The sequence below is a fragment of the Rummeliibacillus sp. JY-2-4R genome, assembly GCF_053847205.1.
This window is the reverse complement of the sequence record NZ_CM132623.1, coordinates 3,095,113-3,107,401: the sequence shown is the minus strand read 5'-3', so window position 1 is coordinate 3,107,401 and position 12,289 is coordinate 3,095,113. Positions and strand designations below refer to the sequence as shown.

General features: G+C 42.7%; 7 protein-coding genes, 20 tRNA genes and 3 rRNA genes. 25 read left to right on the top strand and 5 right to left on the bottom strand.

Annotation, left to right across the window (positions count from 1 at the left end; all coding sequences use genetic code 11):
- Positions 1–87: 87 nt before the first annotated feature.
- The 3 genes from ACWV26_RS15240 to ACWV26_RS15230 all read right to left on the bottom strand — a co-directional run bounded on the left by ACWV26_RS15240 (position 88) and on the right by ACWV26_RS15230 (position 2,167).
- Positions 88–339: a DUF378 domain-containing protein gene (locus ACWV26_RS15240; RefSeq protein WP_455895559.1), complete on the bottom strand. Its 252-nt coding sequence runs from the start codon at positions 337–339 to the stop codon at positions 88–90.
- A gap of 108 nt (positions 340–447) precedes the next feature.
- A complete protein-coding gene (locus ACWV26_RS15235; protein ID WP_455895558.1) occupies positions 448–1,428 on the bottom strand; it encodes a cation diffusion facilitator family transporter in 981 nt (326 codons plus the stop codon).
- A gap of 13 nt (positions 1,429–1,441) precedes the next feature.
- Positions 1,442–2,167: an MgtC/SapB family protein gene (locus tag ACWV26_RS15230; protein WP_455895557.1), complete on the bottom strand. Its 726-nt coding sequence runs from the start codon at positions 2,165–2,167 to the stop codon at positions 1,442–1,444.
- A 113-nt stretch (positions 2,168–2,280) separates the two neighbouring features.
- Between ACWV26_RS15230 and ACWV26_RS15225 the strand changes: the two genes are divergently transcribed.
- The 24 genes from ACWV26_RS15225 (at position 2,281) to ACWV26_RS15110 (ending at position 10,227) form a co-directional block, all read left to right on the top strand.
- Positions 2,281–3,180: a DMT family transporter gene (locus ACWV26_RS15225; protein WP_455895556.1), complete on the top strand. Its 900-nt coding sequence runs from the start codon at positions 2,281–2,283 to the stop codon at positions 3,178–3,180.
- A 294-nt stretch (positions 3,181–3,474) separates the two neighbouring features.
- Positions 3,475–5,022: ribosomal RNA gene (locus ACWV26_RS15220) — 16S ribosomal RNA — on the top strand.
- A gap of 181 nt (positions 5,023–5,203) precedes the next feature.
- Positions 5,204–8,133, top strand: a 23S ribosomal RNA gene (locus ACWV26_RS15215).
- A gap of 126 nt (positions 8,134–8,259) precedes the next feature.
- Positions 8,260–8,376 (top strand): 5S ribosomal RNA (gene rrf / locus ACWV26_RS15210).
- Together the 16S, 23S and 5S rRNA genes with 20 tRNA genes alongside form the textbook arrangement of a ribosomal RNA operon.
- A gap of 9 nt (positions 8,377–8,385) precedes the next feature.
- Positions 8,386–8,461: transfer RNA gene (locus ACWV26_RS15205), tRNA-Val, on the top strand.
- Positions 8,462–8,470: 9 nt separating this feature from the next.
- Positions 8,471–8,546, top strand: a tRNA-Thr gene (locus ACWV26_RS15200).
- 14 nt (positions 8,547–8,560) lie between these two features.
- Positions 8,561–8,636 (top strand) — tRNA-Lys (locus ACWV26_RS15195).
- Between the two features lie 15 nt (positions 8,637–8,651).
- Positions 8,652–8,736 (top strand) — tRNA-Leu (locus tag ACWV26_RS15190).
- Between the two features lie 49 nt (positions 8,737–8,785).
- Positions 8,786–8,860: transfer RNA gene (locus tag ACWV26_RS15185), tRNA-Gly, on the top strand.
- Between the two features lie 5 nt (positions 8,861–8,865).
- Positions 8,866–8,954 (top strand) — tRNA-Leu (locus tag ACWV26_RS15180).
- Positions 8,955–8,991: 37 nt separating this feature from the next.
- Positions 8,992–9,068, top strand: a tRNA-Arg gene (locus ACWV26_RS15175).
- 3 nt (positions 9,069–9,071) lie between these two features.
- Positions 9,072–9,148: transfer RNA gene (locus ACWV26_RS15170), tRNA-Pro, on the top strand.
- Positions 9,149–9,162: 14 nt separating this feature from the next.
- Positions 9,163–9,238, top strand: a tRNA-Ala gene (locus tag ACWV26_RS15165).
- A 31-nt stretch (positions 9,239–9,269) separates the two neighbouring features.
- Positions 9,270–9,343: transfer RNA gene (locus ACWV26_RS15160), tRNA-Met, on the top strand.
- A 7-nt stretch (positions 9,344–9,350) separates the two neighbouring features.
- Positions 9,351–9,427: transfer RNA gene (locus ACWV26_RS15155), tRNA-Ile, on the top strand.
- Between the two features lie 9 nt (positions 9,428–9,436).
- Positions 9,437–9,529 (top strand) — tRNA-Ser (locus tag ACWV26_RS15150).
- A 20-nt stretch (positions 9,530–9,549) separates the two neighbouring features.
- Positions 9,550–9,626: transfer RNA gene (locus ACWV26_RS15145), tRNA-Met, on the top strand.
- 4 nt (positions 9,627–9,630) lie between these two features.
- Positions 9,631–9,707 (top strand) — tRNA-Asp (locus ACWV26_RS15140).
- A 28-nt stretch (positions 9,708–9,735) separates the two neighbouring features.
- A tRNA-Phe gene (locus ACWV26_RS15135) sits at positions 9,736–9,811 on the top strand.
- Between the two features lie 4 nt (positions 9,812–9,815).
- Positions 9,816–9,889 (top strand) — tRNA-Gly (locus ACWV26_RS15130).
- A 5-nt stretch (positions 9,890–9,894) separates the two neighbouring features.
- A tRNA-Ile gene (locus ACWV26_RS15125) sits at positions 9,895–9,971 on the top strand.
- A gap of 9 nt (positions 9,972–9,980) precedes the next feature.
- Positions 9,981–10,057 (top strand) — tRNA-Asn (locus ACWV26_RS15120).
- 3 nt (positions 10,058–10,060) lie between these two features.
- Positions 10,061–10,151: transfer RNA gene (locus tag ACWV26_RS15115), tRNA-Ser, on the top strand.
- A 4-nt stretch (positions 10,152–10,155) separates the two neighbouring features.
- Positions 10,156–10,227, top strand: a tRNA-Glu gene (locus ACWV26_RS15110).
- A 231-nt stretch (positions 10,228–10,458) separates the two neighbouring features.
- Here the strand turns inward: ACWV26_RS15110 and ACWV26_RS15105 are convergent.
- Entirely contained in the window at positions 10,459–10,959 is a 501-nt protein-coding gene (locus tag ACWV26_RS15105) for a CarD family transcriptional regulator (RefSeq protein WP_455895555.1), read from the bottom strand.
- A gap of 235 nt (positions 10,960–11,194) precedes the next feature.
- Between ACWV26_RS15105 and ACWV26_RS15100 the strand changes: the two genes are divergently transcribed.
- Positions 11,195–11,626, top strand: coding sequence for a MarR family winged helix-turn-helix transcriptional regulator (locus tag ACWV26_RS15100; protein WP_455895554.1), 432 nt, complete (start codon positions 11,195–11,197; stop codon positions 11,624–11,626).
- 118 nt (positions 11,627–11,744) lie between these two features.
- Here ACWV26_RS15100 and ACWV26_RS15095 read toward each other — a convergent pair whose 3' ends face one another.
- Positions 11,745–12,239, bottom strand: coding sequence for an N-acetyltransferase family protein (locus ACWV26_RS15095; protein ID WP_455895553.1), 495 nt, complete (start codon positions 12,237–12,239; stop codon positions 11,745–11,747).
- Between the last annotated feature and the right edge of the window lie 50 nt (positions 12,240–12,289).

The window sequence follows — 12,289 nt, the reverse complement described above, 5'->3', positions numbered from 1 at the left end:
TTAAGCTTTGTGAGATAACTGCTCGTAAAGCCTGATTGGTTAATCTAACAATCAGTGGGGAAGAATCCCACAGATTGAAGTTTCGCTTTATACACTCTTTAATGGGCGAACATTGTCTTTCTTTACTGTTCTCACATGTACTCTATTCGGAGCAAACAATCTACTTAAGCTTATAAGACCAGCGATTGCAATGATTGTGTAAAGCGCACGTGCTCCAAAACTTGCTTGCCCATCACGGAAAAGTGTTGCCACAACATCAAATTGGAAAATCCCTAAAAGACCCCAATTGAGTGCGCCTATGATAGTTAGGAAAAGAGCAAATCTTTGTAATCCGTTCATTAAAATCACCTCCAATAATAGTTTGTGGTATAAATCTAAAATTCATTCAATATGTAGAAAATAAAAAGCTGTTCCAAGTAGAGTAACTCTTGGAACAGCTTTATACGCTTATGTTAATTTTTCTGGTCGATTATCTATATGTTTCCATTCTATTACACCATTATCTTCATCAAATGAAATATGAGCCTTTGATACATTTTTTTGAGATAAAATCATTTCTGTCAGATGATCTCTGACATCATCGAGATAAGCGAAACTTAATGTAGGATCTACTTCTGCGATTAGCTCTACATGAAGAAATTCTCCTTCTTTAAGAACGACAAGTTTTTTTATGTCTTTTACATTAGGATCATCTAATACAAGATGAGCAATATGATTTAACATCTCCTCATCGGTTTCACCGATTGCTCCACGTGCATTTTCTAAGAATACAGTGCCCACCACATAGAACATCATCGCTCCAATGAGAACAGAAGCAATCCCTTCTGCTTGTAAAAATCCAGTAAAGTGTGAAATTAGCACCGCGATAAAGGCTAATACACCGCCAGAAGTTGCAACTAAATCTTCCATGAATACTAACTTTGTAGCAGGCTTTGCACTTCCTAAATGAGTAAACGCTTTTGGAATAGCGCTAACAGTGTTTGCTTTCGATCCTGCCTCATGTGAAATTTCTTTAGCTGCTTTGAGCAATACTGAACCTTCCATGATAATACCAATTCCTAATACTGCCAAACTAATCCACATTTTGGATGATTCAACTGGATGTTGAATTTGATGCCAACCTTCGATGATTGTTTCATAAGATAATATTCCAACAATTAGTACAGCACCTAAACAAACAAGGTTTACAACACGACCGAAACCGTATGGGAAATCTTTTGTAGGAGCTTTTTTAGATAGAGCAGAACCGATATAAACGAAAAATTGGTTAGCTGCATCACCTAGAGAGTGCATCATTTCTGCAAACATTGCAACATTTCCTGTAAAGAAAAAAGCTATAGCCTTTATGATTCCTAAGAATAAGTTAACAAAAGCTGCGAGTAGGGAAGGCTTATTCCCATGCTTTAAAAGTTTCCATAATTCATTCATCAATTAAACCCCTTTAAGACAATATTTCAATTTCCACTTCTTCTGCATAAGGAAGTTTTTTAATTTCGGTATATAGCGCAATGGTATTTAGTTGTTGAGAGATTGAAAAACGAAGAATAATTAGATGCTGTAATTCATTGTTTGACAATCGCACGTCTTTTATACGAATATGCTCTACTTCCATATGGTGATCATGAATATATTCTAATATATCCTTTATATTATTTGCATCTTTCAGGTGTAGCTTAAGTGAAACATCTCTTGAACGAAGCCTTTTAGGTGCAAGTTTAAAAAACACCGGAGGAACCAATTCAACACCAATAAGGACAATAACTACTGCTGCAACTGCTTGAAGATAAAATCCTGCACCGATTGCAATCCCAATCCCAGCTGCGCCCCAAATCATCGCTGCAGTGGTCAAACCTGTTACACTATCATTGCCTCTGCGGAGAATCACGCCAGCTCCTAAAAAACCAATTCCGCTAACAATTTGTGCTGCTAAACGTAAAGGATCCATTGTTACATTAATACCAGGTACAGGTTTTGCGTTATAAACGGCTTCAATTGAAATAATCGTTAAAAGACAACTAAAAGTAGCTATAACCAGATTTGTTTTAAGTCCTACTGGTTTCTTTTTTAATTCCCTTTCTATACCTATTCCTAAACTTAAAAGTGCAGCGATTGTTAGTTTAAAAAGTGTTTCATATGTAATTGAATTTCCGATGATTGTATCGATCATAATTTCCTCCTCTTATTTAAAATATAGATTTTAAGTATGAAACGGTAATGTCGTTGTATAATGTGTTTTATTGAACTGAAAAATGAAATAAATGAATATCGGAGGTATTAAGAGTGGATAAACCTAACATACATCCATTATTAGCAATATTAATCGGTGTTATCTCTGTATCCACATCAGCAATTCTAGTTAAACTAGCAGAGGCAGATTCAGGGATTATTGCATTCTATAGGATGTTATTTTCAGTCCTATTGATGGCACCCACCTTTTTAATACATTATAGAAAAGAAGTATTAAATATTGAAAGAAAAGATTGGATTTTTTCAATTGTATCAGGTATATTTTTAGCCTTTCATTTTATCTTATGGTTTGAATCATTGCGCTATACTTCCGTAGCTAGTTCAACGGTGTTAGTGACATTACAACCTTTGTTTGCAATTGTAGGTACATATGTATTCTTTAAAGAACCAATTAATGTTAAAACGATATCGACAGGAATTATTGCGATATTTGGCAGTTTTCTTATTAGTTGGGGAGATTTTAAAGTAGGTGGACTCGCATTCTATGGAGATGTGCTCGCGTTAATAGCATGTGCACTCGTAACTGGCTACATGTTATTTGGACAAGAAGTAAGAAAAAGAATATCCCTAACTACATATACCACTATTGTTTATACTTCAAGCACAGTAACGCTATTTTTCTATGTGCTTTTTAAAGGGGAGTCTTTTGGTCCTTACCCATCAATGAATTGGATTTGGTTTTTACTACTGGCCATTGTTCCAAATCTCCTTGGGCACAATTTATTTAATTGGGCACTTAAATGGGTATCTGCCAATGTAATATCTATCGCCATTCTTTTTGAACCGGTAGGAGCTTCAATATTAGCTTTCTTTATATTTAACGAGCATTTAGTTACTACACAAATAGTAGGTGGAACTATTGTTATTATTGGCATAACATTATTTGTAATAGACGAATCAAAAATGAAAAAATTATTTCACAAAAACTATTGATTTTTAAAAATAGATGAGGTATATTAATATATGTCGTTAAGACGTGGTAAAATATTATATCTCATCTATTTTTCTTCTTAAAAAACTTTTTTAATAAAGTTATTGACAAAGAGAAATGGAAATGATAAGATGTTTAAGTCGTCAAAATACGACGCAATATGAACCTTGAAAACTGAACAAGCAAGACGTTAATCAATAAACTTTGTTTACTAACTTTCGTTAGTGACAAGGACAAACAATAGACATCATCTTTGATGATGCGCTAGCAAAGCTAATGAGCTTTCAAACTTTACTTTTATGGAGAGTTTGATCCTGGCTCAGGACGAACGCTGGCGGCGTGCCTAATACATGCAAGTCGAGCGAATGACGAGGAGCTTGCTCCTCTGATTTAGCGGCGGACGGGTGAATAACACGTGGGCAACCTGCCCTGTAGACTGGGATAACTTCGGGAAACCGGAGCTAATACCGGATAATCCATTTCACTTCATGGTGAAATGTTGAAAGGCGCTTTCGCGTCACTACAGGATGGGCCCGCGGTGCATTAGCTAGTTGGTGGGGTAACGGCCTACCAAGGCGACGATGCATAGCCGACCTGAGAGGGTGATCGGCCACATTGGGACTGAGACACGGCCCAAACTCCTACGGGAGGCAGCAGTAGGGAATCTTCCACAATGGACGAAAGTCTGATGGAGCAACGCCGCGTGAGTGATGAAGGTTTTCGGATCGTAAAACTCTGTTGTAAGGGAAGAACAAGTACGTTAGGAAATGAACGTACCTTGACGGTACCTTATTAGAAAGCCACGGCTAACTACGTGCCAGCAGCCGCGGTAATACGTAGGTGGCAAGCGTTGTCCGGATTTATTGGGCGTAAAGCGCGCGCAGGTGGTTTCTTAAGTCTGATGTGAAAGCCCACGGCTCAACCGTGGAGGGTCATTGGAAACTGGGAGACTTGAGTGCAGAAGAGGAAAGTGGAATTCCAAGTGTAGCGGTGAAATGCGTAGAGATTTGGAGGAACACCAGTGGCGAAGGCGACTTTCTGGTCTGTAACTGACGCTGAGGCGCGAAAGCATGGGGAGCAAACAGGATTAGATACCCTGGTAGTCCATGCCGTAAACGATGAGTGCTAAGTGTTAGGGGGTTTCCGCCCCTTAGTGCTGCAGCTAACGCATTAAGCACTCCGCCTGGGGAGTACGACCGCAAGGTTGAAACTCAAAGGAATTGACGGGGGCCCGCACAAGCGGTGGAGCATGTGGTTTAATTCGAAGCAACGCGAAGAACCTTACCAGGTCTTGACATCCCAGTGACCGCTCTAGAGATAGAGTTTTCCCTTCGGGGACATTGGTGACAGGTGGTGCATGGTTGTCGTCAGCTCGTGTCGTGAGATGTTGGGTTAAGTCCCGCAACGAGCGCAACCCTTAATCTTAGTTGCCATCATTTAGTTGGGCACTCTAAGGTGACTGCCGGTGACAAACCGGAGGAAGGTGGGGATGACGTCAAATCATCATGCCCCTTATGACCTGGGCTACACACGTGCTACAATGGACGGTACAAAGAGTCGCTAACTCGCGAGAGCACGCTAATCTCATAAAACCGTTCTCAGTTCGGATTGTAGGCTGCAACTCGCCTACATGAAGCCGGAATCGCTAGTAATCGCGGATCAGCATGCCGCGGTGAATACGTTCCCGGGCCTTGTACACACCGCCCGTCACACCACGAGAGTTTGTAACACCCGAAGTCGGTGAGGTAACCTTTTGGGGCCAGCCGCCGAAGGTGGGATAGATGATTGGGGTGAAGTCGTAACAAGGTAGCCGTATCGGAAGGTGCGGCTGGATCACCTCCTTTCTAAGGAATATTTCGGAATAGAGAACGTGGTTCTCTAAGATTAACGCTTGCTGTTCAGTTTTGAAGGCTCATCGCTTTCAAAACATTGTTCTTTGAAAACTGGATAAAACGACATTGAAAAATTCTTAAGTAACACATTTTTTTATATTAAGTTTTAAATTTTTAGGCTTAATAACTTATAGGTTAAGTTATTAAGGGCGCATGGCGGATGCCTTGGCACTAGAAGCCGATGAAGGACGGCACTAACACCGATATGCTTCGGGGAGCTGTAAGTAAGCTTTGATCCGGAGATTTCCGAATGGGGAAACCCACTATTCGTAATGGAATAGTATCTTGACGTGAATACATAGCGTCATGATGGCAGACTCAGGGAACTGAAACATCTAAGTACCTGAAGGAAGAGAAAGAAATTTCGATTCCCTTAGTAGCGGCGAGCGAAACGGGAACAGCCCAAACCAAGAGGCTTGCCTCTTGGGGTTGTAGGACACTCTATATGGAGTTACAAAGGAATGAATTAGACGAAGCGGTTTGGAAAGACCTACCGAAGAAGGTAACAGTCCTGTAGTCAAAAGTTCATTCTCTCCTGAGTGGATCCTGAGTACGGCGGAACACGTGAAATTCCGTCGGAATCTGGGAGGACCATCTCCTAAGGCTAAATACTCTCTAGTGACCGATAGTGAACCAGTACCGTGAGGGAAAGGTGAAAAGCACCCCGGGAGGGGAGTGAAAGAGATCCTGAAACCATGTGCCTACAAGTAGTTAGAGCCCGTTAATGGGTGATAGCGTGCCTTTTGTAGAATGAACCGGCGAGTTACGATTACATGCAAGGTTAAGTTGAAAAGACGGAGCCGTAGCGAAAGCGAGTCTGAATAGGGCGAATGAGTATGTGGTTGTAGACCCGAAACCAGGTGATCTACCCATGTCCAGGGTGAAGGTAAGGTAACACTTACTGGAGGCCCGAACCCACGCACGTTGAAAAGTGCGGGGATGAGGTGTGGGTAGCGGAGAAATTCCAATCGAACTTGGAGATAGCTGGTTCTCTCCGAAATAGCTTTAGGGCTAGCCTCGTGATAGAGAATCTTGGAGGTAGAGCACTGTTTGAACTAGGGGTCCATCCCGGATTACCGAATTCAGACAAACTCCGAATGCCAATGATTTATGCACGGGAGTCAGACTGCGAGTGATAAGATCCGTAGTCAAAAGGGAAACAGCCCAGACCACCAGCTAAGGTCCCAAAGTAATTGTTAAGTGGAAAAGGATGTGACGTTGCTTAGACAACCAGGATGTTGGCTCAGAAGCAGCCACCATTTAAAGAGTGCGTAATAGCTCACTGGTCGAGTGACGCTGCGCCGAAAATGTATCGGGGCTAAACAATTCACCGAAGCTGTGGATAGACATCTATGATGTCTGTGGTAGGAGAGCGTTCTAAGTGCTGTGAAGTCAGACCGGAAGGACTGGTGGAGCGCTTAGAAGTGAGAATGCCGGTATGAGTAGCGAAAGATGGGTGAGAATCCCATCCACCGAATGACTAAGGTTTCCTGAGGAAGGCTCGTCCTCTCAGGGTTAGTCGGGACCTAAGCCGAGGCCGATAGGCGTAGGCGATGGATAACAGGTTGATATTCCTGTACCACCTCCCTACCATTTGAGTAATGGGGGGACACAGTAGGATAGGGTAAGCGCACTGTTGGTTATGTGCGTCTAAATAGTAAGGCGTGAGAGTAGGCAAATCCGCTCTCTATAACGTTGAGCTATGATGGCGAGCGGTTTACCGCGAAGTTCCTGATTTCACACTGTCAAGAAAAGCCTCTAGCGAGGTAGGAGGTGCCCGTACCGCAAACCGACACAGGTAGTCGAGGAGAGAATCCTAAGGTGAGCGAGAGAACTCTCGTTAAGGAACTCGGCAAAATGACCCCGTAACTTCGGGAGAAGGGGTGCTCTAGTAGGGTGCAAGCCCGAGAGAGCCGCAGTGAATAGGCCCAGGCGACTGTTTAGCAAAAACACAGGTCTCTGCAAAACCGTAAGGTGACGTATAGGGGCTGACGCCTGCCCGGTGCTGGAAGGTTAAGGGGATTGCTTAGCGTAAGCGAAGGTGAGAACCGAAGCCCCAGTAAACGGCGGCCGTAACTATAACGGTCCTAAGGTAGCGAAATTCCTTGTCGGGTAAGTTCCGACCCGCACGAAAGGCGTAACGATCTGGGCACTGTCTCAACGAGAGACTCGGTGAAATTATAGTACCTGTGAAGATGCAGGTTACCCGCGACAGGACGGAAAGACCCCGTGGAGCTTTACTGTAGCCTGATATTGAATTTTGGTACAGCTTGTACAGGATAGGTAGGAGCCTGAGATACCGGAGCGCCAGCTTCGGTGGAGGCGTCCTTGGGATACTACCCCAGCTGTATTGAAATTCTAACCCGTACCCCTATATCGGGGTAGGAGACAGTGTCAGGCGGACAGTTTGACTGGGGCGGTCGCCTCCTAAAGAGTAACGGAGGCGCCCAAAGGTTCCCTCAGAATGGTTGGAAATCATTCGCAGAGTGTAAAGGCACAAGGGAGCTTGACTGCGAGACCTACAAGTCGAGCAGGGTCGAAAGACGGGCTTAGTGATCCGGTGGTTCCGCATGGAAGGGCCATCGCTCAACGGATAAAAGCTACCCCGGGGATAACAGGCTTATCTCCCCCAAGAGTCCACATCGACGGGGAGGTTTGGCACCTCGATGTCGGCTCATCGCATCCTGGGGCTGTAGTCGGTCCCAAGGGTTGGGCTGTTCGCCCATTAAAGCGGTACGCGAGCTGGGTTCAGAACGTCGTGAGACAGTTCGGTCCCTATCCGTCGTGGGCGTAGGAAATTTGAGAGGAGCTGTCCTTAGTACGAGAGGACCGGGATGGACACACCGCTGGTGTACCAGTTGTTCTGCCAAGAGCATCGCTGGGTAGCTATGTGTGGACGGGATAAGTGCTGAAAGCATCTAAGCATGAAGCCCCCCTCAAGATGAGATTTCCCATTACGCAAGTAAGTAAGATCCCTTGAAGACGACAAGGTAGATAGGTTCGAGGTGGAAGTGTGGTGACACATGGAGCTGACGAATACTAATAGATCGAGGACTTAACCAAACGTTATTTTAAGAACTTCAATGAAAGTTTATCCAGTTTTGAAAGAATAAGGAACTTTTAAAAAGGTTCTTGACTTTTAATTATAATAATGGTAAAATTATTCTTGTCCTTAAGAAAACCAAATAGTCTAGTAATGATGGCAAAGAGGTCACACCTGTTCCCATGCCGAACACAGAAGTTAAGCTCTTTAGCGCCAATGGTAGTTGGGGGCTGTCCCCCTGCGAGAGTAGGACGTTGCTAGGCTGTACATATGGAGGATTAGCTCAGCTGGGAGAGCATCTGCCTTACAAGCAGAGGGTCGGCGGTTCGATCCCGTCATCCTCCACCATTTAACATTGCCGGTGTAGCTCAGTTGGTAGAGCAACTGACTTGTAATCAGTAGGTCGAGGGTTCGACTCCTTTCGCCGGCACCATGGATTTTCTTAATGAGTCATTAGCTCAGTTGGTAGAGCATCTGACTTTTAATCAGAGGGTCGCTGGTTCGAATCCTGCATGACTCACCATTTTAATTAAACTTAGCGGGTGTGGCGGAATTGGCAGACGCACTAGACTTAGGATCTAGCGCCGCAAGGCGTGGGGGTTCGACTCCCTTCACCCGCACCATTTATTTTAAAACTTTATAATTGCCAGATTTAAAAAACTTAAAGCATATGCGGAAGTAGTTCAGTGGTAGAACATCACCTTGCCAAGGTGGGGGTCGCGGGTTCGAACCCCGTCTTCCGCTCCAAATATGCCGGGGTGGCGGAACTGGCAGACGCACAGGACTTAAAATCCTGCGGTAGGTGACTACCGTACCGGTTCGATTCCGGTCCTCGGCACCATCTGTTATAGTAAGCAATGAACAAATAATTATAATATGCGCCCATAGCTCAACTGGATAGAGCGTCTGACTACGGATCAGAAGGTTGTGGATTCGACTTCTGCTGGGCGCACCATTTCGGGAAGTAGCTCAGCTTGGTAGAGCACTTGGTTTGGGACCAAGGGGTCGCAGGTTCGAATCCTGTCTTCCCGACCATTTAAAATTATATTGGGGCCTTAGCTCAGCTGGGAGAGCGCCTGCCTTGCACGCAGGAGGTCAGCGGTTCGATCCCGCTAGGCTCCACCAATTATATATTTAAATCAACAATTATTATCATGGCGGCCTAGCTCAGCTGGCTAGAGCGTACGGTTCATACCCGTAAGGTCGGGGGTTCGATCCCCTCGGCCGCCATATTTAAGGACCTTTAGCTCAGTTGGTTAGAGCAGACGGCTCATAACCGTCCGGTCGCAGGTTCGAGTCCTGCAAGGTCCACCATATTTATTAGGAGGAATACCCAAGTCTGGCTGAAGGGATCGGTCTTGAAAACCGACAGGCGGGTCAAACCGCGCGGGGGTTCGAATCCCTCTTCCTCCTCCATTTAAACTTTATAATATTATCGCGGGGTGGAGCAGTTCGGTAGCTCGTCGGGCTCATAACCCGAAGGTCACAGGTTCAAATCCTGTCCCCGCAACCAAAATGGTCCGGTAGTTCAGCTGGTTAGAATGCCTGCCTGTCACGCAGGAGGTCGCGGGTTCGAGTCCCGTCCGGACCGCCATTTTTTTAATAATCTATTAATTTATTGTGGGTCGGTAGCTCAGTTGGTAGAGCATTAGATTGAAGCTCTAAGTGTCGGCAGTTCGATTCTGTCCCGACCCACCATAATGCGGGTGTAGTTTAGTGGTAAAACCACAGCCTTCCAAGCTGTTGTCGGGAGTTCGATTCTCCTCACCCGCTCCATTTATGGGCCTATAGCTCAGCTGGTTAGAGCGCACGCCTGATAAGCGTGAGGTCGATGGTTCGAGTCCATTTAGGCCCACCATTTAATTATTCCGAAGTAGCTCAGTTGGTAGTAGCATCTGACTGTTAATCAGAGGGTCGCAGGTTCGAGTCCTGCCTTCGGAGCCATATGGAGAAGTACTCAAGTGGCTGAAGAGGCGCCCCTGCTAAGGGTGTAGGTCGGGTAACCGGCGCGAGGGTTCAAATCCCTCCTTCTCCGCCATGTTGGCCCCTTGGTCAAGCGGTTAAGACACCGCCCTTTCACGGCGGTAACACGAGTTCGAATCTCGTAGGGGTCATATTAAAATCCTTCAGAATTAAATTTCTGAAGGATTTTTTTTATCGATTTTGATAATATCAATTTTGATAGAATTCTCCTCACTAAAAAAACAATACACTAACCTCTCAAAAAATATTTCTTATTTTTATACACAAGAAAAGACGTACTTCTTTTTTGAAATACGCCGATAATCTATAAAGTATTTAATTTTTGTTTTGTGTTTCTAAGATATAGGTAGCCTGCGCGAGATTTATAAAGACTCCGCAATCATCTTGTCAACTCGTTTTACGATCGCATCAAAGGAAGTATTCAAAGGCAATGCAATATCTTTAAATAATATATTTTTGACTTGGGTTAAAAGTTTGGAGTCTTGATCATGCATTTTCTTATTGATACTTTTAAGTTCTCGTTCTTTTCTCATTAAGCTATTTAGCATTTTCGCAATTTCCTTGCGATCTCCACTTTTAATAATTCCATGGAATTCCTTATTACGTTGTTTTGTATCGTCATTCCAATCAATCTCAGGTTCTTTAAATAACTGCAAAACTTCTTCGGATTGTTCTTTATCTAATGTCTTTAGCATTACTACTGAATCATTATCAACCGGGGTACTAATTTTCAAATTAGCCGCTGAAAGAGGATGCAATACATAATAGGTTTTTGTCACATCGGAAAAAGTCTTTTCACAAATATCATCAATTTGGCATAACCCGTGTTCTGAATAGATAATTACGTCTCCAATTTCAAACATCGCATTTGCTCCTCTATTTTTAAATTATCAACCTAGTTTACAAAATTAATTATACACCTTATAAAAATTTTGTCAACTTAATTGACAATGGTTGCTCACTTTTATATAGTAATATTCGAAAGAATTGGACTCAAAAACTTCAACATTAAACTTAGAACTAAATGGACCTTTCATCAAATATAGACAGTAAAATTGAAACCTACTTGAAAAGTAAAAACTGAGAGGAGTGAGGAGTATGTTAGATTCTAAAATTCAACATTTGGACTTAGTAAATCTATTAAGTGAACGCCTATTTCAAGTGCGTAATGCTACTGAGAAATTATGGAGTGATCAAAGCGACTTATATATCTCAAATTCTGAATGGTTTATTATGTCTAAAATCTATAAAGAACCACAAACTATTGCTTACGTATCCAAACATGTTAATTTTTCCAGACAAGCTACTCATAAATTCGTCAAAAGACTTGAAGCGAATGGATTAATCGAGATTCGTAACGTAGAAAACAATAAGAAAGAGAAAAGTTTACATTTAACTAAGTTAGGTGAAGAATGTTTCGAAAAAAACGAAGCATTAAAAACAACAATAGAGAAAGAGCTAGCAGAGAGAATCGGAATTGAGAATATCTCAGTTCTAAAAGAAATTTTAAAATTAGATTGGAGGTTATAAACACTATCTTTCGGTGAAGAAGGTGTTTATAACACGATACCATCAATTACTCGTATTACCAAAAAGTAATAAGGCAAGTATCGTGTTAATTGGAAAGTTAACTAAAAAGTTGTTACTATCAGATTAACTTTGCCATGTAATATTCATCTACATACTCCCCATCAATTAATAATGAGTCATGTTTTACTCCCTCTATGGCGTATCCCATTTTTTTATAAAGATTTACTGCAGGTGTATTTTGGGTGATGACAGTCAACTCTAATCGATGAAACCCTTTAGATTTTGCCCATTTGTGCACATGTACAAAAAGGGATTTCCCAACACCTTTTCCTCTCATATTGCTATGTACACCAATAACGATATAAGCTCTGTGTGAAATTCTCTTTGGTGAATCACCTTGTACAATCAAATACCCAACTATTTGATTCTGTTCACTTGCAACAAATAATGCAGAATTTGCTTTATTACTTATCATTTCAATGAATTTTGTGAATGGTTCTTTGCTTACTTTTCGTTCTCCTGGTCCAAATAACATTAAGTTTGAGCTTTCGGCATCTTGCATTACTTGAATGATTTCTTGAGCATCATGGATTGTGGCATGTCTTATTTGCATTTTAACTCTCCCTTCTAAATTGTTATCTACAATATTTATTCAACTCCTTA

What these genes read in the sequence shown, in the direction of transcription:
- ACWV26_RS15240 (WP_455895559.1), bottom strand. Translation starts at nt 339, where the DNA reads ATGAACGGATTACAAAGATTTGCTCTTTTCCTAACTATCATAGGCGCA.
- ACWV26_RS15235 (WP_455895558.1), bottom strand. Translation starts at nt 1,428, where the DNA reads ATGAATGAATTATGGAAACTTTTAAAGCATGGGAATAAGCCTTCCCTA.
- ACWV26_RS15230 (WP_455895557.1), bottom strand. Translation starts at nt 2,167, where the DNA reads ATGATCGATACAATCATCGGAAATTCAATTACATATGAAACACTTTTT.
- ACWV26_RS15105 (WP_455895555.1), bottom strand. Translation starts at nt 10,959, where the DNA reads ATGTTTGAAATTGGAGACGTAATTATCTATTCAGAACACGGGTTATGC.
- ACWV26_RS15100 (WP_455895554.1), top strand. Translation starts at nt 11,195, where the DNA reads ATGTTAGATTCTAAAATTCAACATTTGGACTTAGTAAATCTATTAAGT.
- ACWV26_RS15095 (WP_455895553.1), bottom strand. Translation starts at nt 12,239, where the DNA reads ATGCAAATAAGACATGCCACAATCCATGATGCTCAAGAAATCATTCAA.